The 24,054-nt window shown below is 58.8% G+C and carries 19 protein-coding genes; 2 read left to right on the plus strand and 17 right to left on the minus strand.

Annotated elements, in window-relative coordinates:
- Positions 1–20 precede the first annotated feature (20 nt).
- From CPPEL_RS09655 to CPPEL_RS09675, 5 genes are all read right to left on the minus strand, one after another.
- Positions 21–716, minus strand: a complete 696-nt coding sequence (locus tag CPPEL_RS09655) for a response regulator (RefSeq protein WP_123960932.1) — start codon at positions 714–716, stop codon at positions 21–23.
- Positions 701–2,005, minus strand: coding sequence for a sensor histidine kinase (locus CPPEL_RS09660; protein WP_164470412.1), 1,305 nt, complete (start codon positions 2,003–2,005; stop codon positions 701–703). Before CPPEL_RS09660 ends, CPPEL_RS09655 begins: the two co-directional genes overlap by 16 nt.
- Positions 2,006–2,065: 60 nt before the next feature.
- Complete coding sequence (locus CPPEL_RS09665) at positions 2,066–2,707, minus strand: hypothetical protein (RefSeq protein ID WP_123960934.1); 642 nt, start codon at positions 2,705–2,707, stop codon at positions 2,066–2,068.
- Positions 2,708–2,780: 73 nt separating this feature from the next.
- Complete coding sequence (locus CPPEL_RS09670; RefSeq protein ID WP_123960935.1) at positions 2,781–3,806, minus strand: hypothetical protein; 1,026 nt, start codon at positions 3,804–3,806, stop codon at positions 2,781–2,783.
- On the minus strand, positions 3,790–4,539 hold the full coding sequence (locus CPPEL_RS09675) for a hypothetical protein (protein ID WP_123960936.1): 750 nt from the start codon (positions 4,537–4,539) through the stop codon (positions 3,790–3,792). Before CPPEL_RS09675 ends, CPPEL_RS09670 begins: the two co-directional genes overlap by 17 nt.
- Before the next feature lie 71 nt (positions 4,540–4,610).
- Between CPPEL_RS09675 and CPPEL_RS09680 the strand changes: the two genes are divergently transcribed.
- Positions 4,611–4,961 carry a zinc ribbon domain-containing protein YjdM gene (locus CPPEL_RS09680; protein WP_123960937.1) on the plus strand — a complete coding sequence of 117 codons (351 nt, stop codon included), beginning with the start codon at positions 4,611–4,613 and terminating at the stop codon, positions 4,959–4,961.
- 69 nt (positions 4,962–5,030) lie between these two features.
- Here CPPEL_RS09680 and CPPEL_RS09685 read toward each other — a convergent pair whose 3' ends face one another.
- The 12 genes from CPPEL_RS09685 to CPPEL_RS09740 form a co-directional block, all read right to left on the minus strand.
- Positions 5,031–9,041: a DNA-directed RNA polymerase subunit beta' gene (locus CPPEL_RS09685; protein ID WP_123960938.1), complete on the minus strand. Its 4,011-nt coding sequence runs from the start codon at positions 9,039–9,041 to the stop codon at positions 5,031–5,033.
- Between the two features lie 127 nt (positions 9,042–9,168).
- Positions 9,169–12,663, minus strand: coding sequence for a DNA-directed RNA polymerase subunit beta (gene rpoB, locus CPPEL_RS09690; RefSeq protein ID WP_164470413.1), 3,495 nt, complete (start codon positions 12,661–12,663; stop codon positions 9,169–9,171).
- A gap of 208 nt (positions 12,664–12,871) precedes the next feature.
- Positions 12,872–13,999: a cell envelope lipid trafficking protein PgfA gene (gene pgfA, locus CPPEL_RS09695; RefSeq protein ID WP_123960940.1), complete on the minus strand. Its 1,128-nt coding sequence runs from the start codon at positions 13,997–13,999 to the stop codon at positions 12,872–12,874.
- Positions 14,000–14,013: 14 nt separating this feature from the next.
- Positions 14,014–14,871, minus strand: a complete 858-nt coding sequence (locus CPPEL_RS09700; RefSeq protein ID WP_123960941.1) for an NAD(P)-dependent oxidoreductase — start codon at positions 14,869–14,871, stop codon at positions 14,014–14,016.
- A gap of 102 nt (positions 14,872–14,973) precedes the next feature.
- Positions 14,974–16,311 (minus strand): oxygenase MpaB family protein, encoded by a 1,338-nt coding sequence (locus CPPEL_RS09705; protein ID WP_123960942.1) that lies wholly within the window; start codon positions 16,309–16,311, stop codon positions 14,974–14,976.
- Between the two features lie 248 nt (positions 16,312–16,559).
- Entirely contained in the window at positions 16,560–17,855 is a 1,296-nt protein-coding gene (locus CPPEL_RS09710; RefSeq protein ID WP_123960943.1) for an ATP-binding cassette domain-containing protein, read from the minus strand.
- Positions 17,855–18,502 carry an energy-coupling factor transporter transmembrane component T gene (locus CPPEL_RS09715; RefSeq protein ID WP_123960944.1) on the minus strand — a complete coding sequence of 216 codons (648 nt, stop codon included), beginning with the start codon at positions 18,500–18,502 and terminating at the stop codon, positions 17,855–17,857. Before CPPEL_RS09715 ends, CPPEL_RS09710 begins: the two co-directional genes overlap by 1 nt.
- A 20-nt stretch (positions 18,503–18,522) precedes the next feature.
- Entirely contained in the window at positions 18,523–19,308 is a 786-nt protein-coding gene (locus CPPEL_RS09720) for an ECF transporter S component (RefSeq protein WP_123960945.1), read from the minus strand.
- Positions 19,309–19,502: 194 nt separating this feature from the next.
- Complete coding sequence (locus tag CPPEL_RS09725; RefSeq protein ID WP_123960946.1) at positions 19,503–20,495, minus strand: nucleoside hydrolase; 993 nt, start codon at positions 20,493–20,495, stop codon at positions 19,503–19,505.
- Between the two features lie 95 nt (positions 20,496–20,590).
- Positions 20,591–20,977 carry a 50S ribosomal protein L7/L12 gene (rplL, locus tag CPPEL_RS09730; protein WP_123960947.1) on the minus strand — a complete coding sequence of 129 codons (387 nt, stop codon included), beginning with the start codon at positions 20,975–20,977 and terminating at the stop codon, positions 20,591–20,593.
- 93 nt (positions 20,978–21,070) lie between these two features.
- A complete protein-coding gene (gene rplJ / locus CPPEL_RS09735) occupies positions 21,071–21,586 on the minus strand; it encodes a 50S ribosomal protein L10 (protein WP_123960948.1) in 516 nt (171 codons plus the stop codon).
- A 343-nt stretch (positions 21,587–21,929) separates the two neighbouring features.
- A complete protein-coding gene (locus CPPEL_RS09740; protein WP_123960949.1) occupies positions 21,930–23,024 on the minus strand; it encodes an inositol-3-phosphate synthase in 1,095 nt (364 codons plus the stop codon).
- 386 nt (positions 23,025–23,410) lie between these two features.
- Here CPPEL_RS09740 and CPPEL_RS09745 point away from each other — a divergent pair, with 386 nt between their 5' ends.
- A complete protein-coding gene (locus CPPEL_RS09745) occupies positions 23,411–23,995 on the plus strand; it encodes a hypothetical protein (RefSeq protein WP_123960950.1) in 585 nt (194 codons plus the stop codon).
- The last annotated feature ends 59 nt before the right edge of the window (positions 23,996–24,054 follow it).

Genomic DNA, 24,054 nt, shown 5'->3' on the forward strand with positions numbered 1-24,054 from the left:
GGGGTATGAGCTTTAGAAAATCAGCCCCGGGGATGATCTCTAAGCAATTCGGCCTGCGTGACCATCCCATGCCGAAACGCAAAGAGCACCGCCTGCACGCGATCCCGCGAATCCGTTTTTGCCAACACCTTGCCCACATGGGTTTTGACCGTGGGCATAGAAATATAAAGCTCACGGGCAATTTCTGCGTTGCTGAGCCCCTTGGCCATTAACACCAGAATTTCTTCCTCGCGCGGTGTGAGCGGATCGATCAGCTTCAGCGGTACGCGCTGTGAAGCAGTCTCGGGCACAGATGTGCGCATGTGCTTGAGCAAGGTGGATGTTGCTTGGGGGCTAATTACGGCATCACCTGCAGCTACGGTGCGCACTGCTTCGATGAGTGCTTCTGGTTCAGTGTCTTTAAGCAAAAAGCCCGAGGCGCCGTGTTCGAGCGCGCCGATCACATATGCGTCGGCATCAAAGGTGGTAAGCACCACGATCTTTGCCGGGTTGGTGCGAAGTGCGCGAATGGCCTCAATGCCGTTCATCACCGGCATCTGAATATCCATCAAGATCACATCAACGGGCTGCGTTTGCGCCATGTGCACGGCTTCTTTGCCATCGGCGGCCTGCCAGGCAACGAGCAGATCGGGTTGAGAGCTGAGCACCATGGCAAAGCCTGCACGAACAAGACGTTGGTCGTCGACAAGCCCAACGCGCACTACCTCATGATCCATGCTTGCACCTTCCAACCTCCCGGGTAGCGTGTCGAGGCACCCCATTGCGCATCGCCGCCGTGGATCCGGGCGCGCTCGCGAATACCGATGAGGCCGCGCCCGAAATCCTTGGGCAAACCATCGAGGCCTTGGCCGGGGGCATTGTCCATGGTGATGGTGATCTGCTGGCCCCAGTCGATGGCCAAGGTGGCATCCACAGCACCGGCGTGTTTGAGGGTATTAGTAATGCACTCTTGCACAATTCGGTACACGGTAAGCGACTGCGCCTCGCTGAGCTGGCCGGGTTGGGACGTTTCTTGAAAATCAATACGAAGCCCATTGCGCTGAGACTCCCTCAGCAATTGGCTAATTTGCTCGCTACCAGGGGCAATGTCTTGGCTTCGCTCATCTTCATGCAGCACCGAAAGCAAAGAACGCATCTGATCAAGCGCCCGGCGCGCCTCCTGGCCAATAGTGCTCAGCGCCTCTTGGGCCAATTCAGGGTGCTGCTTGGCAGCAAAACACCCACCATCGGCCTGCGCAATCACCGCAGTAAGCGAATGGGCCACAATATCGTGCATCTCCCGAGCAATGCGGCTTCGTTCGCTCAAGGCAGCAAGTTCCGCGCGCGCCTGCAAATCGGCCAGGCGGAGGTGCTTTCTTCGAGCGTTATTACCAAGCAGCCAGAAAAACCCGATGGAGACAACGCAGAGCACAGCTCCAACCGCCAGGGCACCGGCGATGTTTCTTTCTGGGTCGGCTAAGAGTTCCTTAACTTCAGTGGCGCCGATGAAGCGGAAGAAGAGCACGAACATGCCCGAGACGCTGGCTAGGATCATGCCGGCGAGCACCCAAGGGCGATAGCGTTGCAGATTTTTAGCCAAAAGCCATGCCTGCCAGCACACCAACCCATAGATCGGCAGAACATATTGGCCTAAGCCCGTCACGGCGATGAGCACCAGGGCGCCCACAATCATCCATGTGCCCACACCAAAGCGGTAGCGCTGGATCAATAGCGCCAGGATCAGGAGGATTGCAGCTAGGTTGGCGATAATTTGCCAGGCCGTGCCCGTAGCCGAGGGGGAAGTCAATCGCACCGGCAGCACAGACCAGAGTATTGCCGCGAGGATCAATAGCTCGAAGGTGATGCGCTTGAGCTGGGGCTTAGCCTTCAAGGGCGCGCCCTGGCCAGGTTGCGCGCCCTGCGCCGCTTCAACCTGCTGCGCCGCTTGCGCCTGGTCCGGTCCAGCCTGCTGCGTATTCGGCTGCGCTTCCTGCGCGCTGGGTGCTTGCTGCTTGGGGGAATCCATGGTGGCTGTTAGCATAAGCAGCCTTTTGGGCTGCCCACATGCTACCTGGGTATGAGTTTGTTATTTCGCATCCCAGTTGCTCATGGCAAAGGATGCAGCCAGATCGCCGTCGGCGTCATACACATCCACTTCGGAGCCATCGATTTCGATGGTGTTGGGGTTGGCATCGACGGTGTATTCGCCATAGCCTTCGCGGGTGGTTTTGCCTTCAAGCTCTAAAGCCTTGCCATTGAACCAACCGTGATACACCCTGGTGCCACCGCTTCTGCACACCGAAACATAATCGGTGCCATTCGTTGCAGCGTATTCGGGGTTGGAGCAGGCAGTTACGCCATTCATTAGCCTGCCCCAATCGCTTCCGCTTGGTTGGGTAGTAACCGTTTGCCTCACAGTGGTTCGGTCTGTCACCGTCACCGGCGGCTGCACTGTCTCTGTCACCGTGACCGGGGCTTGTTCTTCCACTGTGACCGTTGTTTGGGTGCTACTTGGGGCTTCGGCTACAGGGTCGGAATCATCGCGAGTGCTCAGCATCAGCGCCGCGAGCAGGCCCAGCAGCACCAGCGCGGCCACGCCTAGGCCGATCACCCAGCCGTTGCGCCGGGGTTGCGGTTGCGGTGCTTGTTGCCATTGGCTTGTCGACGTCTGCCACTGTTGATTGTCTTGCCACTGTGGTTGCTGGTGTTGGGGTCCCCACTGCGTCATCTTGGTGCCTTCTTATCTTGTGAGTCCTTCGCCGGCGCACACATCGGCTTCGGGTTTTGTACGGCTTTAGGGCTTATACGGCGGGAATGGTGCTAAATCCCTCCGGGCCGCGCGGTTGCTCCTGGCGAGGTGTACGTAGCTCCGCGGGCGCTTCTTCCTGCGGCTGTGGTGTCTTGCTGCTGGTTGCCGGCTTTGAAGATTCGCCAGTAGATGCCCCAGCCGTTTGGGCTTGCGCATCGGCACTGCCAAGCGAATCCAGGTGCGGCTTGATTGCCTGCGCAATTTTTGTCAGCACGACTTGCCCGGATTCATAGGTGCCATCGGCGGGTTTGGTGGCAATGGCGATGGCGGTATCACCTACTAATCCGAATTGGCGCACCAAGTAGGCCCCACTGGTATCTGGACCCCAGCCGCCTTTATAGCGTGCGCCCTCGAAGGTGCCGAGGCCATAATCTTGGCCGGCCACCACTTCACCCATTGCCTCAAGTACCGGCGCTGCCCCATCAAGGGTGGGCAAGGCTGCGGCAAAGCTTGCCTGCTGCCCGGTAGAAAACATGGTCTGGCCAAAGGCACTGAACTGCGCGCGGGTTTTTTCTGCCGGTACATCTACTTCTACCCCGGCTTCAGCCAACACTGCCTCTACTGCGGCGGCTGCCTGTTCACCACCACCGAGGGCTTCCCACATCTGTGTGGCTGCACCATTATCGGACTGTGTAATGGCCAAATACATGGTGGGCTCAAGCGAGGGATCTTGGCGCAAGGCAGCAATGGATAGCGGCACCTTGATGGTGGACCATGCTTCTTGTTTTGGCGCTAGTGAACCAGCAAATTGCGGCTGCTGATCTACCCCACTGCTGATTGCTAAGGACACCCTAGAGCCGGTATCTGCTTCTACATCGGATACGGCATCGAGGATGGCTTGGGGCAGATCGGCTGAAACACCGGGATCTGGTGTGCTGCTTTCTGCTGTGGTGGTGGAGGTAACGGTGGAACGTTCGTCCTGTTGGACATCTTCGGGGAACATGCAGCCGGACAGCAGCAGCGCTGCCCCTCCAAGGGCAGCGGGTAGGCGAAGGTACTGCTTAGGCAATGTAGACATTGGCGTTATTACCTCCGGTGCAGTGCACGTATTGGCCGTTATCTGAGCATTCCATCTTGTAGGTTTGGCCGGTGACCGCAGAGTACACCTGCAAGGTGGGGCTGGTGTTTTTGGTGCTGCGGTATTCATCGCTAAAGGCCTTGGCCACGGCCATGGCGAAGACGTCGGAGGTAGGCCCAGACTTCCACACATTATCCAGGTTGCCGGATTGGCGCCCTGTTTTCGCGCCTTGGCTTACAGCCTCTACGGAGGAAGGAAGATTCGGCCTTGCTGGGCGCTGTTCCTTCTTCTTGCTGGTGGTGGTCTGGGTGGCATCCTCGCCATTTTCGGGTGCGACCGTGGTCACGACAGTCACGGGATCTTCATCTGCGCCTTGCACGTCATTGCTGTTGTTATTTTGCAAAACGTAATAGACCACGCCTGCTCCAGCTAACAGTACGATCACCGCGAGCAGCACTACTAACCAGGTTTTGGATCCGCCCTGCTGCTGGTACACCGGTGCAGCTTGCATGGGCTGTTGGTACTGGTTTTGGGGGTATTGCTGGGGTGGTTGCGAGTATGCCGGCGGCGCATAGGCAGTTTCTGGGAACTGCTGTTTCGGCGTTTCGGCCTGGGAGGCACCCTGCGGCGGGAACATGCTCGTTTCTGGGGTGTTTGCTTGCTCGCCCCAACCGCCGCCGGCGAAATCCTCGTCGGCGTATTCTGGCTGATCGTTCCACTCGTTTTTGTTCACAGACAGTTATTCTAAGCGCAGGGGTTAGCTTCCGGGGGCAGTCGCTGCGCTGAGAAGTAGCATGAGTAGCCATGAGTGATGAAGCCCTGCAGCCCTGCCCTGAGTGCCAAAGCGAGTACACCTATGAGATGCCGCCGCTGTTGGTGTGCCCCGAGTGCGCCCACGAGTGGCAGCCTGAGCAGGAGGTGGCAGAGCAACGCCCGGTGATCAAGGATGCCGTGGGCAATGAGCTTGTCGACGGCGACTCGGTCACCGTAGTCAAAACCTTGAAGGTCAAAGGCTCGCCCCAGGGCATTAAGGCAGGCACGAAGGTGCGCAATATTCGCCTGCTACCTGAGGCAAGCGATGGCCACGATATTGACTGCAAGATCGATGGTTTTGGTGCGATGAAGCTCAAATCCTCCGTCGTGCGCAAGGCCTAGCAGCAAGAAGAAAAGCTCCCGGTGTTCCAAGTGAAGGAACGTACCGGGAGCTTTGTGCTTGTCTAGCGCTTAGAGGTCGTATGCCTCATCGAGCGGCACAGACTTGCCCACGAACTCACCGAAGGTTTCATCGCCGTAGACGGATTCACCATAGGTGGGGATGGAGTAGGCGGCGTTGCGCGCAGCCTCGGTGGGCTTGACCGAGATGTTGCGGTAACGCGAGATGCCGGTACCGGCCGGGATCAGCTTACCGATGATCACGTTCTCCTTGAGGCCGATGAGCTTATCGGAGCGCTTATTAATAGCGGCATCGGTAAGCACACGGGTGGTCTCCTGGAAGGAGGCCGCGGAGAGCCAGGATTCGGTTGCCAGCGAGGCCTTGGTAATACCCATGATCTCGCTACGCAGCTCGGCGGGCTGTCCACCGGAAGCCAGTGCCTCGGCATTGGCTGCCTTGGCCTCGGAGAGATCCACCAGAGTACCGGGCAGGAACTCGGTGGAGCCCGACTCGATCACGGTGCCGCGACGCAGCATCTGGCGAATGATGATCTCGATGTGCTTGTCGTGGATGGCCACACCCTGGGCGCGGTACACATCCTGCACTTCGTCTACCAGGTGCTGTTCCACACCGCGGCGACCAAGCACCTCAAGCACGTCGTGAGGATCGGCAGGGCCGCGCAGGAGGCGGTCGCCAACCTCAACGTGATCGCCTTCGGCCAGCGTGCGTTCGATCATGGCACCCGGGTTGGATTCCATGGGCACGCGCACGGTGGCAAGACCCTGGCGCTTAGAGAGCTTCTCGTAGACCACATTGTCGGATCCATCGTCCGGGGTAATGGTCAAGGTGTAGAAGTTGCCCTCGTCTTCCAGGTGTACGGTGCCGGCCACCGAAGCGATCGGCGCGCGGTTCTTTGGTACACGAGCCTCGAAGAGCTCCTGCACACGCGGCAGACCACCGGTGATGTCGCCACCCACGCCACCTTGGTGGAAGGTACGCATGGTCAGCTGGGTACCGGGCTCACCAATGGACTGTGCAGCCACGATGCCTACGGCCTCGCCGATATCGACGAGCTGGCCGGTAGCCATGGATTTGCCGTAGCACTTGGCGCACACGCCGGTGGCGGTCTGGCAGGTCAGTACCGAACGCACCTTGATCTGCTCCACACCAGCGGCGATGATCTTCTCGATGGCAGCCTCGGTGAGGTTCTCACCAGCAGCAACGAGCACTTCGCCCTCGGAGTCCTTGATATCGGTGGCAGCCACGCGGCCAGCCACAGAGGTTTCAATCAAGGCGTTACCGGTGTAGGAAGTGACCTTGCCTTCGGCATTCTTCACGGCCTCGGCTACGGGCACGCGGATACCAAGGCGGGTACCGCAGTCTTCCTCGCGCACAATGACGTCCTGTGCGACGTCGACAAGCCTACGGGTGAGGTAGCCGGAGTCGGCGGTACGAAGCGCGGTATCGGCCAGGCCCTTACGCGAACCGTGGGAGTTGTTGAAGTACTCCAGCACCGAAAGACCTTCGCGGAAGGAGGTCTTGATCGGGCGGGTGATGTAGTCACCCTTGGAGTTCACAACCATGCCCTTCATGCCGGCCAGGGTCCAGATCTGACGCATGTTACCGGCAGCACCGGACTTCACGATCATCGGGATCGGGTTGTCGTCGGGGTACAGATCCTCGACGGCCTGACCAACTTCGTCGGTGGCATCCTTCCACAGCTCCACCAGGCGGTCGTAACGCTCGCGCTCGGTCAGCGCACCCTGCTCCCAGTACTTGCGCTCGATCTTGCGGGCCTCGGCCTCGTAGTTTTCGAGCATCTCGTCCTTGTTGGGAAGCACGAGCACGTCGGACATGGCGATGGTGACACCGGAACGGGTTGCCCAGTAGAAGCCGGCATCCTTCATCTTGTCCATGGTCTGAGCCACGGTGATCATGGGGTACTTGGCAGCGAGATCATTAATCACATCGCCAAGCATGATCTTGTCGGAGCCGCCGCCCTTACGCACCATGACGCCTTCAAGGTAGGGGTAGTTCCACGGCAGCAACTCGTTGAACATGACACGACCCAAGGTGGTGTCTGCCAACCAGGTCTGACCCTGTTGCCAGCCATCGGGGAACTGCTCGGCCTCGATATCTGCCGGCGGACGCAGGTGAGAAATACGCACCTTGATCTTGGCCTGCAGGCCAAGCACGCCGCGGTCGCGCGCCATGATTGCCTCAGCATAGGAGGAGTACACGCCCTGCGCGGGGTGATCCTCGGTAGCAGGCTTGTAGGCACCTTCGCCACCGAGCTCGCCTTCGGCCTTATCCATGGTGAGGAAGTACAGGCCGGTCACCATATCCAGACGCGGCATAGCCAAGGGCTTACCCGAGGCAGGCGAAAGGATGTTGTTGGAGGCAAGCATGAGGATGCGGGCCTCTGCCTGTGCCTCTGCCGAAAGCGGCAGGTGCACAGCCATCTGGTCGCCGTCGAAGTCGGCGTTGAAGGCTTCGCAGGCAAGCGGGTGTAGCTGGATGGCTTTACCTTCCACCAGCTTCGGCTCGAAGGCCTGGATACCCAGGCGGTGCAGGGTAGGTGCACGGTTGAGCATCACGGGGTGCTCTGCAATGGCCTCTTCCAGCACGTCCCACACCTCGGGGCGCTGGCGTTCCACCATGCGCTTTGCGGAGCGGATGTTCTGGGCGAAGTCATTTTCCACCAGACGCTTCATCACGAAGGGCTTGAACAGCTCCAACGCCATGAGCTTGGGCAGACCACACTCGTGCAGCTTGAGCTGCGGGCCGACGATAATCACCGAACGGCCGGAGTAATCCACACGCTTACCCAGCAGGTTCTGACGGAAACGGCCAGCCTTGCCCTTGAGCAGGTCGCTCAAAGACTTCAGCGGGCGGTTGCCCGGACCAGACACGGGGCGGCCACGACGGCCGTTATCGAAGAGCGCGTCCACAGATTCCTGCAGCATGCGCTTTTCGTTGTTCACGATGATCTCAGGGGCACCGAGATCGATCATGCGCTTGAGGCGGTTGTTGCGGTTGATCACGCGACGGTAGAGGTCGTTCAGGTCCGAGGTGGCAAAACGGCCACCGTCGAGCTGCACCATGGGGCGAAGCTCCGGCGGGATCACTGGGATGCAGTCGAGCACCATGCCAGCCGGGTCGTTACCCGAACGCTGGAATGCGGCCACAACCTTCAGGCGCTTGAGCGCGCGCATCTTCTTCTGGCCCTTGCCATTGTTGATGATCTCGCGCAGCTCCTCGGCCTCGGCGTCGAGGTCGAAGTTGCGGATCAGGGTCTGAATGGCCTCAGCACCCATGCCGCCGGTGAAGTAATCCTCGTAGCGGTCGATGAGCTCTTCGTAGATGGACTCATCGATGATCATCTGCTTCGGGGCAAGCTTGACAAAGGTCTGCCAGATTTCCTCGAGGCGGTCGATCTCACGCTCGGCACGCTCGCGGATGTGCTGCATTTCCTTATCGGCTGCATTTTGCACCTTGCGGCGCGCATCAGCCTTTGCACCTGCGGCCTCAAGCTCTGCGAGGTCTTCCTCAAGCTTTTGGGCACGCTCTGCAATATCGGATTCTGCATCGGCCTCAACGTCCTTCTTTTCTAGAAGCATCTCAGCTTCCAGGGTGGACAGGTCGTTGTGGCGAGCTTCCTCATCAACGCTGGTGATGATGTTCGCAGCGAAGTAGATGATGCGCTCAAGATCCTTAGGAGCAAGGTCAAGCAGGTAGCCCAGGCGAGAAGGCACGCCCTTGAAGTACCAGATGTGGGTCACGGGCGCGGCCAGCTCAATGTGGCCCATGCGCTCACGACGCACCTTGGACTTGGTCACCTCAACGCCGCAGCGTTCACAGATGATGCCCTTGTAGCGCACGCGCTTGTACTTACCGCAGGCACACTCCCAGTCGCGGGTGGGGCCGAAAATACGCTCACAGAACAAGCCGTCCTTCTCAGGCTTGAGCGTGCGGTAGTTAATGGTCTCCGGCTTCTTAACCTCACCTTTGGACCAACGGCGGATGTCGTCGGCGGTGGCCAGGCCGATGCGGAGTTCGTCGAAGAAGTTGACGTCGAGCACGTAACTCCCTTTCCCCCTAATGCTTAGGGGCTCGTTAAAAACTATTTGCTTTCTTTGAATGTCCGCCTGCAGGGAGCTTTTCGACGCTCATGTGCGCCTTGAAAAGCCGTCCCCTACAGACCTGGCGTTATGCGGTGTCGGCGTCCGAACGCTCGTCGCGAGACAGGTTGATGCCAAGGGAGGCACCAGCCTGGTCGAAGTCGTCCTCGTCGGAGCCCGACAGTTCCATCGGGGTGCCGTCTGCGGAAAGCACTTCCACGTTCAAGCACAGCGACTGCAGCTCCTTGAGCAACACCTTGAAGGATTCGGGGATACCCGGATCCGGGATGTTCTCGCCCTTGACGATCGCCTCGTAGACCTTCACACGGCCAACCACGTCATCCGACTTGATGGTCAGCAGCTCCTGCAGGGTGTAGGCAGCGCCGTATGCCTGCATTGCCCACACCTCCATCTCGCCGAAGCGCTGGCCACCGAACTGAGCCTTACCACCCAGCGGCTGCTGGGTAATCATGGAGTACGGGCCGGTGGAACGTGCGTGGATCTTCTCGTCCACCAGGTGGTGGAGCTTGAGGATGTACATGTAGCCAACCGAAACCGGGTACGGGAAAGGCTCGCCGGAGCGGCCGTCGAAAAGCTGCGCCTTACCGTCGGCATCAACCATGACGTCGCCGTCGCGGTTGGGGCGCGAGTTGGCAAGAAGGCCAGCCAGCTCATCATTGGATGCACCGTCGAATACCGGGGTGGAGGTCAGCGAACCAGCAGGAACGCTGTAGAGCTCCTCGGGCAGCATCTTCATCAGCTCGGCGTTGGCGGGATCATCGGTGTCGATTTCCCAACCAGCGGCAGCCAGCCAACCAAGGTGCACTTCCAGCACCTGGCCGATGTTCATACGACGCGGCACACCGTGGGTGTTCAAGATGATGTCGACAGGGGTGCCATCGGGCATGAAGGGCATATCCTCGGCAGGCAGAATCTTGCCCACAACACCCTTGTTGCCGTGGCGGCCAGCGAGCTTATCGCCGTCCTGGATCTTGCGCTTTTGAGCCACATAGACGCGGATCATCTCGTTCACGCCGGGGGCGAGATCGTCGTCGTCCTCGCGGGAGAAGCGACGCACGCCGATCACCTTGCCGGTTTCGCCGTGAGGCACCTTCATGGAGGTATCGCGAACCTCGCGGGCCTTCTCGCCGAAGATGGCGCGCAGCAGGCGCTCTTCAGGGGTCAGCTCAGTTTCACCCTTCGGGGTGACCTTACCCACCAGGATGTCGCCGTCACGCACGTCAGCACCGATGCGCACGATACCGCGCTCATCGAGGTCCTTGAGCACGTCTTCGGAAACATTCGGCAGCTCACGGGTGATTTCCTCGGCACCGAGCTTGGTGTCGCGGGCATCGATCTCGTGCTCTTCGATGTGGATGGAGGTGAGCACATCTTCTTCAACCAGGCGCTGGTTCAAGATGATGGCGTCCTCGTAGTTGTGGCCTTCCCAAGGCATGAATGCCACGAGCAGGTTGCGGCCAAGCGCCATCTCACCGTTGTGGGTGCCGGGGCCATCGGCAATAACCTGGCCGGCCTCGACACGGTCGCCGATGCTTACCAGCGGCTTCTGGTTGTAGCTGGTGCCCTGGTTGGTGCGCTCGAACTTACGCAGACGGTAGGTATCGCGGATGCCCTCATCGTCCATGATGGTGATGAAGTCTGCAGAGACGTTCTCAACAGCACCGGACTTCTTGCTAATCAGCAGATCGCCGGCGTCGTAGGCGGCACGCAGCTCCATGCCGGTACCAACCAGCGGAGCCTCGGAACGCACCAGCGGCACAGCCTGACGCTGCATGTTCGCACCCATGAGGGCACGGTTTGCATCGTCGTGCTCCAGGAAGGGAATCATGGCGGTTGCCACGGAGACCATCTGGCGAGGCGAAACGTCCATGTAGTCGATGGCGTCGCCGGAAACGACCTGGATATCGCCGTTCTTCACGCGCACGGTGACGCGCTCTTCGAGGATCTTGCCGTCCTTATCAAAAGGAGTGTTGGCCTGCGCCACCACATAGCGGTCTTCCTCATCAGCGGTGAGGTAATCAACCTGATCGGTGACAACACCGTCGACCACCTTGCGGTAAGGGGTCTCGATGAAGCCGAAGGCGTTGACGCGGGCATAGGAAGCCAGCGAGCCGATCAGACCAATGTTCGGGCCTTCGGGAGTCTCAATCGGGCACATACGGCCGTAGTGCGAGGGGTGCACGTCGCGCACCTCGATGCCGGCGCGCTCACGAGACAGGCCGCCGGGGCCAAGCGCAGACAAACGACGCTTGTGGGTCAGACCAGACAGGGAGTTGTTCTGGTCCATGAACTGCGAGAGCTGGGAGGTGCCGAAGAACTCGCGGATTGCAGCCGAAACGGGACGCACGTTGATCAGCGAGGTAGGCGTGATCGATTCTGCGTCTTGGGTGGTCATGCGCTCACGCACGACGCGCTCCATGCGGGAAAGACCAACGCGAACCTGGTTTTGGATCAACTCACCCACGGTGCGCAGACGACGGTTACCAAAGTGGTCGATATCGTCGGTTTCCACGGGGATGACGATGCCCTCAGGCGAGGTCATGCTGGTTTCACCTGCGTGCAGGCGCACCAGGTATTCGATGGTGGTAGCGATGTCTTCTTCCGTAAGAGTCATCAGACCCTCGTTATCGCCACCAAGACCGAGCTTGCGGTTGACCTTGTAGCGGCCCACCTTGGCTAGGTCATAGCGCTTTGCACGGAAGAAGGAATTATCCAGCAGCGATTGAGCCAGATCGCGGGTCGGCTGCTCGCCTGGACGCTGCTTGCGGTAGATCTCCAGCAGCGCTTCATCGGTGCTAGCAACGTTGTCTGCCTCAAGGGTAGACATCATGATCTCGGAGAAGCCGAAGCGCTCCTTGATCTGCTCGGTGGTCCAACCCAGAGCCTTCAACAGCACGGTGACAGGCTGGCGACGCTTGCGGTCGATGCGAACGCCAACGGTATCGCGCTTGTCCACGTCGAACTCGAGCCACGCACCGCGGGAAGGAATCACCTTCACGGAGTGCAGGGGACGCTCGGTGGACTTATCGATGGTCTGGTCGAAGTACACACCAGGGGAACGAACAAGCTGCGACACCACAACACGCTCGGTGCCGTTGACGATGAACGTGCCCTTGTCGGTCATCATCGGGAAATCGCCGATGAACACCGTCTGAGACTTGATCTCTTGGGTGTCGTTGTTAATGAACTCCGCCGTGACGTAGAGAGGCGCGGAGTAGTTGATGTCTTTATCTTTAGCCTCGTCGATGGTGTTTTTCATGTCCTCGAAGCGTGGCTCCGAGAGCGACAAAGACATATTGCCGGAGTAATCCTGAATAGGAGAAAGCTCCTCTAGGATGTCCTCCAACCCGCTGGTTACGCGGGCATCAGGGCCCAACTCCTCCTGCTTCTTGGCGCGCCACTCAGGCGTACCAATCAGCCATGCAAAGGAATCGAGCTGAATATCGAGAAGTCCCGGGACCTCGATAGGTTCGGTAATTTTTGCGAACGAATAACGTTCGGGAGCCCCAGGGATGTCGGCCTTGGTCTGGCGGGAGACTGCCAAGATGGGTCCTTCCAGCACCTCGCGCGGATGATGGCCCCGCAATATTGACCACCAAAACCGCTGGTAAATGAGCATTTCGGTCTGCTAAGGAATCATCGTGCACAGATAGCACGGAATGACCTTGTCAAGTTGTCGTTTTCCTCGAACTTGAACAAGGCCAGAGCTTCTATCCAACACGGATTCCAGCGCAACGGTTTAGCTTATACCCCCAAAGCCAAAGCGTCAACTACTTTTTTGGTTGCTCCCCCGCCGGTCTGCTAGGGGGAAGGTTGAGATCCTCAGCAGCAGCGGATGCATCTTTGAGGGGAATATACATGGTCGAATCCTGGTCTAGGGTAGCCGCCCCTTGCGGCGTGTCGCTAGCAGTGGATCCAGCATCGTCGCCACCGCCTGCTTCCGGCTGAGGCTTGTTCTGCTTATTGCCAGTACCGAAGGCGCCGAAAAGCCCAATGAGCGTCAACAACCCACCCAGGCCTGCAATACCCCAGCAGATATAGCGCCAGATATGCCAATCGGGGAACTGGTCCGTTTCTGCAAGCAGCTCCTCGGCCTGCTGCTCATTCAAGCTGCCATTAAACAACATGCCCACAGCCACCCGCTCGCCGGTATTGGTGGCGTAGTAATCGTCGATATGCTCCTCTAAGCCCACAACAAGCCCCGTGGCCTGATCCACGAGAAACTCGCGGGTACCGGAGTGATAGAGATAGGCGGTGATCTGCTTATCATCGCGAGGAACCGAGACGGTGTTTTGCACCGCGGCATAATTCAAGGCCACGTTTTTGGGCTCAATACGCTGCACATAGCGATACAGCGTTCTGCCATCGCGCTGCTCTTCTTGGCTAAATTCTGCCGGCAGAGCCTCACGCAGCAGCGGATCAAATACCTGGTAGGTGCTTTGCTGCGCATCGGCGGGGAACTTCATCCACACGCCTTCGGCCTGCACCTCACGCGGGGGATTGCCAAGCTGATCCGTAACCGTCATCGGGCCGGTGATCTCACCTGTGACGCGGTCGATCGTTACTGACCACACGCTTGCGGTAATAAGCCTATCCACCTCGTCTTGCATGCTATCGCGCATATTGGTCACACCAACTTGCAAGGTGGCATGCTCTTCGTCTGCTGCCGGGAAGATCTCGAAGTGGGTTTGGCGAGTCACCGGTGCAGTGACTTCCACATCTTTGCCAATGACTCGGCTCTGAGCCGCTTCGTCTCGCAGCGTATAGGTGCTGTGCTTGAGATCCATGGGCAACTGCACGCCCTTATCAAGCAGCACGGGGGCCAGCACACCGACCACGACAAGGAACAGGCCGATGCCGATGGCGAGCGCCGACTGAATGCGAGACTTTGGCAGCATGAGGTCTGATCCTACTATTGAGCCGGGTTGATCTTATTGCGGTACACCAACATAGCGGAGAAATCCTCATCTCCCCTACCCTGCTCCTGCTGGCCTTCCAGGCTCTCAAGGGCAGCGGCGGTAGCCGGCAGCACAGTATTGGCGCTGCGCAACATCAAGCCCACATCTTTAGCAATGGCATCCACGGTGAAATCACCCGGGCAGGTTTCACGCTCGCCGAGGACAAACGGCGCCTTCATGTTCTTTAAAAAGGCCAAACCAGTAGAGTCCAGCATCTCCAGAGCCTCTTGAGCATCCACATCATTAGAAGCCGCAAGCTGCAATGCCTCCAGCACGCCCTGAGCGCTGACAGCCAGGGCAAGGTTGGCCATAAGTTTGCCGGTTGCAGCCTTGGCCGCGGAGTCCACCACTTTGAGGCGCTCAGGATTGGCAGCGGCCCACGGAGCCACAACTTTGGCCACCAGCTCACGAGCTTGGGCGTCGGCGCCGCCAACGTAGACGCCCAGCTTGCCCTCACGAGCAGGGCCAAGTGAGCCAACCACGGGAGTTGCCACGTAAGTGGGAACGGCCTCTGCAAAATCGGAAGTATCTGCTGGGGATACGGTGGTGGCGTCCGCCCAGGGCACCCCATCGGGAATTAGGTTGGCATCGAGCACAACTTCCTTGATCTGCGGCGGGCCGAAAAGGCAGGTCCCCACCAGATCAGCACCACTTACTGCCTCTGCGGGAGAGTTGGCGAGGGTCGCGCCGGCGTCGACAAGCTTCTGTGCCTTCGCAGCGGTGCGATTCCACACCGTCACCTCATGATCTTCCAGCAAATGCAGGGCGAGCTCGGTGCCCATACGTCCAGTTCCAAGCCATGCGATCTTCATGTGCCCCATCATGCCAAAGCACAAGGCCAATGCGCCGAAATACTGACACCGCAGCCCCCACTGTGATCGGTGGAGGCTGCGGTGTCGCCGGCGGAGTTGGCACTAGTGAGCGTCGGTAGTGGCGTCGTGTAATTGGAAGTTGCTGGGCACATCCAAGCCGTGTTCTTCGGCGTGGTGGATCTGCTCACGCAGGGCGGTCATCCACGGCGGGTTGCCTTCGCGGGAGCGTGCTTCCATGCGCTGCCAGGCATCGGTGTGCGCATCTTCCTCGCGCATTTGCGCAGCCTGCTCGCGCGCCTCAGCTTCCAGCTTCTTGGCTTCCTCAGACCAATCCAGCTCGGCCCATCGGGTGCCGCTGATCATAAAACGCGTATCTTCTTCACCCACGATCAAAGAGAGCCCGGCCAGTGACTTTAGCGGTGCTTCGGGGTTCATCATTTCTAAGATCTCGAATAACGCGGTGGCGATTTGTTGGCGATAGCTTGAGCTCATACCGCCATTGGCAAAGATGAAGTCGGTCATCTTGCGCATCTCATCGCCGTTTTTGGGGATGATGCGCTCTTCTGCGCCCATCACGTAGAGGATGTACGCCCAGTACATGGCCACATCGTCCCATTCCTGCCCGGAGTGTGGGCGGCCGAAGAATTCATCTAAGGCCAGCGGCAGCAGGGCGAACCACCCTTCTCCAGACACCAGGAAGCTTGATCCGATGGGGCGGCCGAACTCATTAAAGTGCTCCGGACCCCAGAGCTTTTCTAGGTAGCGATTTGCCTGTGCGTGCGCGAGGCGGACACGAACGGCAGATTTAAAGCCCTCGCTATAACGGTCGAATACGCCGTGGAGTCCGGTATTGACAAAGAACTCGCTGGTTTCCATCGCGCGCTGTAGTGGGCGCAGCTCAAACATCTGGGTTTCGCCGGTAGCGGCGGAGGTTCGATCCTCCATGGTGGTGGCCCAGTAGCCGAAGGCGAAGGTGAGAAACTCTGAGGTTTCGGTGGTGTTGCAGTAGGCCACGCGCCCGCGTTCTGCGGCCTCCAAGTCGATCCACTCAGGAATATGGTCGAGCTGTTCAAAGAGTGCAACGAGCTCGGGCTCGGGGTTTTCTACCTTGTCAATGCCCTGCTCTAAGGCCAACTCGAAATCGGCGCGAGCTTGCTTGGATCCCACACGCTTGAACATCTCGGCCACGGCGGCGCCTAGCTCGTCGGTTTGCCACATGTGGTCGTCGAGCAGGCGAGTTTGTGCCGTGTCGTAGCTCCAGTCATCGCGCACATGGTGCCACTTATCAAAGAGGTTGTGGCGCACAGTACTCCAAGAGGGTCGTTCGGTGCGGCGTCGTGGCGAAGGGCGAAGCGGCATTCCGTCGCGGTAGAAGTAGCGGAAGTCCTCGTAGGGATTCTCAGAGCGGGGAAGCGTTGGCAGCTCGTTGATCGCGTTCATGGTGGTTCCTTACAGGCATTCGGGGCGGTGCAGTTATCGGAAGAAAACAAGCCGGGTGGTGCTTGTGTAGGAAATTCACAGAACACCAAGTGTGCTCGGTGTCACTTGCGACTATAACGCCGGTCACATTGCGCTTCAAGTGATGCACAATATATCCACCCCGAGCTGTGCAGCAAGCACAAGGAACCCACCGCGCCTGCAAGAACGCATTAACGAGGAAGAAGGAGATCAGGAAAGCCCGAAAGCCATCAGCTCAAGGGCAGATCCACAACAAAATCAGAAATATGAGCGAAGTCTTGCTCATGACAACTCCACACCACGCTCGGCAGCCCCTCATGCAGCGCAGCAAGGCCACGTTCGCGTAAGTGCTCATGCCACTTTCCTTGAACAAAGCGCTGCATCAACACCGCAAGCTGCTCAATGCCGGCAGTATCAAGGCCCACGGTAGGTTCGTCCAGAAAAATCGCGCCCGGGCCACGGACGATGGCACACGCAAATGCCAATAAGCGTCGCTGAGAGCTCGGCAGATCAAGGGGGTGCAACTGGGCAACCTCCTCTAAACCGCACCAAGCAAGTGCAGCCTCGGCATGGGCTTGATCGCTACCCAAAGACACCTCCCGCAATGCGCTGGGCTGCGAAAAGGCTTGGTCCATCGCCGTTGGCACCCAGCCAATGGTTGGAGCCTGCACCTGGCCTTGGTGCGGAATCAGCCCTGCTGCTGCGAGCATGAGCGTGGTTTTACCGCAACCATTTGCGCCTCGAAGGTGCGTGATAGCCCCTGCCGGAAAGCGCAGGCTCACAGGGCCTAAGGCAAAGGTAGGTGCAGCACCGCGCTCAGCCTTAGGCCCAGCACCGCGTCCTGGCTTAGACCCAGCACCGCGCCAGCCACTGCGCCCACCACCGCGCCCAGCCTTGCGCTCCCCGCGGTGCACAATCACCTCGTTTAAGACAACGTCATTGTCTTGCGCCGCAGCCTCTACGCCTTGTTCCAGCGGCAGGTATGAACCCTGTTGCAGTTGCGGCCGCGGTGGCTGCATCGGGTGCAGCACACCTTCGCGGTATTCAAAGCTTTCGGCATCATCGGCCAGCACGGTCCAGCGGCGATCGCAGATGCTCACCTCACCATCAAAGCCGTTTATCACCTGCGCGAGTGTTGCTTGCGCTGCGGTATCGCAGCCATCGAGGGGGCAATCTAATACCAGGCCAGACGGCTGCACGAGTAAGGCGCTGGCGATGGCCACTCTGCGGGTTTGGCCGGTAGAAAGGCTCGCTGGGTCTCGTTGGAGCAGCGGTGTAAGCCCCCATTGCTCGGCAGCCTTGGCAATGCGTGCAAACATCTCATCGCGCGGCACTGCCAATTGCTCCATGCCAAAGGCCAGCTCTTGTTCAACGGTGGCTCTCAGCAGGCTGATGTGTGCCGCTGCATCATTGCCAACCCACGCCGCCCCCGTGTGTTCTGCCATCTCCCAGGCGTATTGACTCAAGCCGCTGCCAGAGGCACCCCAGATATATCGGCGTGAGTGCTGTCCTTGCTGCTCTTGCATCAGATCACCACCGCGATGCAGACCAAGGCAGTAATGAGTACACAAAGCCATCTTAAGACCTGCTCGGCGGTGCGGTCAGCTACTGGGTAGAGCACGGTGCGTGGTCCTGGCCTGGCAATGCCGGTGCGTTGGAGGGGTCTGCTGCGCACTGCGGCGTCGGTGACCATGCCCACGATGAGGGGCAAGAGCACGTTATTCCACGAGAACTTGCGCACCTTCATGCCTCGCGAGCGTTGAATCTCTTCAATGGTGCTCAGGCGCTGCTGGGCTAGTTGGGTCATTCGGCTAATGGAGCCCAGGATAAAAACCACCGGTGCGGGCACTTTGGTGCTCATGGCGCGAAGCATCTCGTCGGCGTCGATAAAGCTAAAAAAGAGCAGCCCTGAGCCTAGGATCGCGGCGAAGCGGAGGCTGAGTTCTGCTGCCGATTGCCATTGGCCAAACAGGCCATACATCAAGCTAAAGGAGGCCACTGCTGGAAGCCCGAGTGCTGCGGTGGCAAGCAGCACTGCCTTGCGCCTAGCCAGCAGGCCTACAACGATCACTCCGGCAAGCCCAATGGCGGATGCCACCACATTGTTTAAGGCGCTGAGCAGCACCATGGAGCATCCGGCGAAGGTAAGCAGCGTAAATGGGTGCAGACGCACGGCAGGCAAACCTAGGGGCACTAGGCGGGATTGGTGTTGGTTGCTACGGCTTTTGGTGCGGCATCCTTGGGGCGGAATTCTCGCATGGTGCGCTTGGGCAGGGCAGCCACGATCAGCAGCACCAGGCTAAACACGATCACCTTGTCAATGGGATCAGAGCTCAACGACTGCGCATACACCGCAGACATGGGCGAAAGTCCGAGCTGGCGGTAGAAGCTCACCAGCAGCCCGGTGCCGGTGCCGGCGGTGCCACCAAAGATGAAGGAGGCGATGGGTGCTGCCATGAGCGCGGAAAGCAGACCAACGAATGCGCCCCAGATCGGCACGAGCCAGCGGCGGGTAACCCAGGGAGCCAGACCTGCGAGCAGGCCGATCATGGCGTAGTCGGCGGCGAAGGGCACCACGGTGGGATTAAAAGTACCCCACACCAGGGCCGAGAGCGCACCGGTAGCCATGCCTGCGCGCGGGCCGCAGAGTGCTGCCACCAGTACCGTTCCGATGGAGTCAAGGTAGAGCGGAATGGGCAGCGGGTTGGTGCCCACGATCTGCCCGAGCACAATATTGAGCACCAGTGCCACGGGGATCAGTGCGAGTGCACGGGGGTGTAGCACGGGGATGACGGCCACAAGGGCAACGATGGCTCCGAGGCTAAATCCAAGCAGTGCCACTACGGCTCCGGGGCCTTGGGCCAGAGAATCCCATTGATCTTCGGGGTGCATGAGCACCAGGATCAGCCAGGTGAGCGCCATGATGGCAAGTGCTACACCGGTGAGGATATAACTGCGACGATTCGAGATTTCAGACATAGATAACCTTTGCGTTAGCTCCGATGATGGGCTTGCAGCCACTGGGCTTGGGTCAGGTTGGCTCTATGTCACCTCGAGCTCAACACTTGGGCATTCAACCACGTTGGGCCTTGGGCTTTCCACATGGGTGCCCCCAAAAAGCTTTTCGACGCCCCGCGTACACCTCCACAACGCACTCTCGGGATAGTTGCTGCCTACGTGCCAAGCAGCGCGCACACCCGGCGAAATTCTTCTAGTACCGATGCTTTTTCCAGGCTGCTTACAACGTCCACATCATCGCCGTGCCCGCGTATGACGGCTCCACGATCCTCCGGGTCCATGCTGAGCTTGCAGGTGGTGGTGGAATAGGAGACGGTGTCGCAGGCAATCATGGCCGCTGCCAGGTCGTGGACTTGGGCAAGATAGCCTTCGCCCATTGCCTGGTGGAATTCAAAGTAAAAACGCAGTGCCTCGGCTACTACTTGGTGCGGCTTGGGCGGCAAGGCTAGCAGGTCTAGTTCTTCTGCCGTGATGGTGATCTGCTCGCTGATCTGCAGGCTCAGCAGCGTGGGATTTAGGCTCAGTAGCGCTTGGGCTGCATCAGCATCGGACCAAAAATTCCATTCGGCATGTTCGGTGGTGTTGCCGGGATAGTCCACTGCCCCACCCATGACGGTGATATGGGAGAAAGCGCGGGCAAGATCCATATTCTTAGCGGCAAGCGTGCAAGGCCCGCTGATCAGCAGCCGGCACTGGGGGTAGGTGTCAAGTACCTGCTTCCACAGTTTGGGGGCGTCGTTCATAATGCCCGGGGCCAGTGGGCTTGGTTCTTCCAAGGCCTGCATTACTTGAGCATTCGGCACTACTCCTGCTGTAACGCTGAGGTTTTGGGCGTGCTCATTGCCGGGGGCTAAGACGTAGCCAAGACCTGCCGGGCCGTGAGTTTCTGGGGTGATCGTTAGCGCCACATTCAGCGGTGCTTGGGCTCCGAGCGCTACTGGTACATCCTCGCATTGCATCAGGTTGAGGATGTAGCGGGTGTTATTGGCCGCCATGGTGGCGGTGGTATTCCCTGCGTTTGCGCTTACCCCGGCAAGGGTGATTGCTCCTGTACGGTGCAGGGCGCAAAGGTAGATCAACGCGAGCATGTCGTCGATGCCGGTATCGACGTCGGCCAGGATCGCTGGAGGCGTGGGATGGGGTGTCATGCGCTTGATTGTGAAAGCGTGAGCGTCGAGAAGCAAAAAATCCCCCACCAGCGTGATGCCGGTTGGGGGATTTGAAGTGAATATCCGAGGGGATATTACTTGAGGGTAACCTTAGCGCCAGCCTCTTCGAGCTTGGTCTTGGCAGCCTCAGCGTCGTCCTTGTTAGCGCCCTCGAGGATAGCCTTAGGAGCGGACTCAACGAGCTCCTTAGCTTCCTTCAGACCCAGGCCGGAAACGATCTCGCGAACAGCCTTGATCACGCCGATCTTCTTGGCGCCGGCGTCCTCGAGCACAACGTCGAACTCGTCCTTCTCTTCAGCGGCAGGAGCGTCGCCACCTGCAGCGCCAGCGGCAGCAACAGCAACCGGAGCAGCAGCGGTAACTTCGAAGACCTCTTCGAATTCCTTAACGAACTCGGAGAGCTCGATCAGGGTCATCTCCTTGAAAGCTTCAATGAGCTCGTCCTTGGTGAGCTTAGCCATGGTGGTATTCCTTTCTTAAGGCGGATGCTCGTCCGCAGGTTCGCATCCAAAGTGTTATGTGTAAAACGTGTGTTGCCCGCTTGGGGGCAAGGCTTACGCTTCCTTCTTCTCCTGCAGCGCAACTGCGAGGCGCGCAACCTGAGAAGCGGGGGCGTTGAATAGGCCTGCAGCCTTTGCCAAGTTGCCCTTCATGGCGCCAGCCAGCTTTGCGAGGGTGGTCTCGCGGTTGTCCAGCTCGGCGATGGCTTCAACCTGAGCAGCGCTCAGGGCGTTGCCGTCCATGTAGCCACCCTTGACTACGAATGCCTTGTTGTCAGAAGCGAACTTCTTCATCGCCTTCGCAGCGTCCACAGCTTCGCCCTTAACAAAGGCAACAGCGGTGGGGCCTACGAGGAGGTCATCAAGGCCCTCGATGCCAGCTTCCTTAGCGGCAAGCTTGACCAGGGTGTTCTTGGCGACGGAGTACTGGACATCTGCACCCAGTGCACGACGCAGTTCGGTGGTCTGAGCCACGGACAGGCCGCGGTACTCGGTGAGCACGACGGAGTCAGCCTCTGCAAAGCGGTTCTTCAGCTCAGCGAGGGACTGCTCGTTCTTCGGGTTTGCCATTACTTCGCCTCCTTCCTCATGTACGTATAGATCGTGTTCTGATCCGCCGGGGCTTCTGCTCGCCTGAAAGCGCTAGCGCTTGAGACAAAACAAAAACCCCGTGCAAGAGCACAGGGCACGTTGTTCTCCTTGGAAGGAGTAAAACGCTTCAGTGTCTCCTGCGTGGGCTGATCCAATTGCTTGGATTCCTTCGAGCCAATCATTGGCTAACCGACGGTCTTCGGTGAAACTTGAGCGGGGACCAAGCGGTCCGTTTCAAACTTCGACTTGCGAGGCTACAGCACACACGCACTACAGCGCAAATTCCGGCTGAAACAGGGCTCCTGCTTGGCCCCCGAGGGGATTATTCTTCAGTCTTGCCTGCGATAAACGCTTCGAGTTCGGCACGAGCGGTGTCGTCGCCAAGCTGGGTAGGCGGAGACTTCATCAGATAGGAAGAAGCAGACTCCACCGGCCCGCCAATGCCACGGTCAAGGGCGATTTTTGCGGCACGGATGGCGTCGATGATGATGCCGGCGGAGTTCGGCGAATCCCACACCTCCAGCTTGTACTCCAGGTTCAGCGGCACATCGCCGAAGGCAGTGCCCTCAAGGCGCACATAGGCCCACTTGCGGTCATCCAACCACTCCACATAGTCGGAAGGGCCGATATGCACGTTGCGGTCTTCGATCTTGCCGGCCAAAGGCCCGGAGTGCAGATTCGAGGTCACCGATTGGGTCTTGGAGATCTTCTTCGATTCCAGGCGCTCGCGTTCAAGCATGTTTTTAAAGTCCATGTTGCCGCCGACGTTGAGCTGCATGGTGCGCTCAAGTCGAACACCGCGGTCCTCGAAGAGCTTGGCCAGCACGCGGTGGCTAATGGTGGCACCCACCTGGCTTTTAATATCGTCACCGACGATCGGCACACCGGCTGCACGGAACTTCTCAGCCCACTCAGGATCAGAGGCGATAAAGACCGGCAGGGCGTTGACAAAGGCGCAGCCAGCATCAATCGCGCACTGGGCGTAGAACTTGTCTGCTTCCTCAGAGCCCACCGGCAGGTAGCTCACCAGCACATCTACCTCGGCGTCCTTGAGAGCCTGCACTACATCGACCGGCTCAGCATCGGATTCCTCGATGGTTTGCTGATAGTAACGGCCCAAGCCATCCAGGGTGTGTCCACGCTGGACCTTCACTCCCGTCTCAGGCACATCGCAGATCTTGATGGTGCAGTTCTGGCCGCTCTGGATCGCCTCGGAAACGTCCTTGCCTACCTTGTCTGCATCCACATCGAAGGCTGCCACCACGTTGAGATCACCAACGTGATAATCGCCGAATTGGACGTGCATGAGTCCAGGAACTTCAGATGCCGGGTCTGCATCACGGTAGTAATGGATCCCCTGAATCAGGGAGGTTGCACAGTTACCTAGGCCTGCAATAGCCACATTGATTTTTGCCATGCCCACGAGACTAACCCCTCCAAGCTGCCTAAAACATGCAGCTCAAGGGCTTAACCGATTCAGATTTAACACTGAACCGATCAAGTATTCCCCTATTCGGGGGCGAGCTTTTCGACGCCCCCGCGATTCAAGCAACACACATGAAGCCTTTGGTCGGTACCAAATTGAGAAGTGAAGAATTATAAGGAGGGGCCAGTCCAGGTGACAGTTGGAATTTTTCCCGAACCACCCCTGAGGTAGCTAGTGCCCTCAACATCGGAGAAGCACAGTCGAAGCACTCAGTTCTAAGGCGAAAATAACATTCGCCGGCTTGGAAACGATATTCCGAAGTGAAGCCAATTGATGGCTCCCTCCCTCATTCCCTCGAACATGACCGAAAGATGTAGATGAAAACTGCAAAGATCGCTGCATATCTGCTCGTCCCTGCTCTCGCGCTCGGCGCCTGCTCGAACGATTCCGACGATGCAAACTCCGCGAAGCAAGAAAGCTCACAGACGCAGGAAAACGCAGGCAGCAATGACGCTCCCAACAACGCTTCCAATGACAAGCGAGCCGCGCTAGGCGAGCGTGTGGAAACTTCCATTCAACCGGAAAACGACATTTTCATGACAGTCAATTCCGTAGATTTCGCTTCTGAGTGCAAGTTTGGTGTGGCTGAATTCCAGGAAGCTCCACAGGTCGGACCTGATCAAGAAATCATGCAGATCTCTGGCGTATTCGAAGTCGAACGCTATGAAGGGCCAATGGCTCAGGTGCTACCCGCCATGCCAGGCACCCCCATGGTAGTTACCGCCGATGGTTTCACTCAGGACGCAGAGACCTTGGTGAGCTGCGCGGCGCCAGACGATGGACAACAGAATTGGAGTACTCCAACACCAGTTGGCAGCAAGGTGAAGGTGTTCGGCGAATTCCTAGTACCTAAGGGCACAGAGGAAGTCATCATCGACGGAATGCGCTTCCCCACGAGCTAATTCAATACAAAACACCGCGGCCAGCCCCAATTACAGTGGGCTGGCCGCGGTTTTGCGCT

Source organism: Corynebacterium pseudopelargi, assembly GCF_003814005.1.
Classification (GTDB): domain Bacteria; phylum Actinomycetota; class Actinomycetes; order Mycobacteriales; family Mycobacteriaceae; genus Corynebacterium; species Corynebacterium pseudopelargi.

Coding starts and splice junctions, on each gene's coding strand:
- CPPEL_RS09655 (WP_123960932.1), bottom strand. CDS start 716: ATGGATCATGAGGTAGTGCGCGTTGGGCTTGTCGACGACCAACGTCTT.
- CPPEL_RS09660 (WP_164470412.1), bottom strand. CDS start 2,005: ATGGATTCCCCCAAGCAGCAAGCACCCAGCGCGCAGGAAGCGCAGCCG.
- CPPEL_RS09665 (WP_123960934.1), bottom strand. CDS start 2,707: ATGACGCAGTGGGGACCCCAACACCAGCAACCACAGTGGCAAGACAAT.
- CPPEL_RS09670 (WP_123960935.1), bottom strand. CDS start 3,806: ATGTCTACATTGCCTAAGCAGTACCTTCGCCTACCCGCTGCCCTTGGA.
- CPPEL_RS09680 (WP_123960937.1), top strand. CDS start 4,611: ATGAGTGATGAAGCCCTGCAGCCCTGCCCTGAGTGCCAAAGCGAGTAC.
- pgfA (WP_123960940.1), bottom strand. CDS start 13,999: ATGCTGCCAAAGTCTCGCATTCAGTCGGCGCTCGCCATCGGCATCGGC.
- CPPEL_RS09700 (WP_123960941.1), bottom strand. CDS start 14,871: ATGAAGATCGCATGGCTTGGAACTGGACGTATGGGCACCGAGCTCGCC.
- CPPEL_RS09705 (WP_123960942.1), bottom strand. CDS start 16,311: ATGAACGCGATCAACGAGCTGCCAACGCTTCCCCGCTCTGAGAATCCC.
- CPPEL_RS09710 (WP_123960943.1), bottom strand. CDS start 17,855: ATGCAAGAGCAGCAAGGACAGCACTCACGCCGATATATCTGGGGTGCC.
- CPPEL_RS09720 (WP_123960945.1), bottom strand. CDS start 19,308: ATGTCTGAAATCTCGAATCGTCGCAGTTATATCCTCACCGGTGTAGCA.
- CPPEL_RS09725 (WP_123960946.1), bottom strand. CDS start 20,495: ATGACACCCCATCCCACGCCTCCAGCGATCCTGGCCGACGTCGATACC.
- rplL (WP_123960947.1), bottom strand. CDS start 20,977: ATGGCTAAGCTCACCAAGGACGAGCTCATTGAAGCTTTCAAGGAGATG.
- rplJ (WP_123960948.1), bottom strand. CDS start 21,586: ATGGCAAACCCGAAGAACGAGCAGTCCCTCGCTGAGCTGAAGAACCGC.
- CPPEL_RS09740 (WP_123960949.1), bottom strand. CDS start 23,024: ATGGCAAAAATCAATGTGGCTATTGCAGGCCTAGGTAACTGTGCAACC.
- CPPEL_RS09745 (WP_123960950.1), top strand. CDS start 23,411: ATGAAAACTGCAAAGATCGCTGCATATCTGCTCGTCCCTGCTCTCGCG.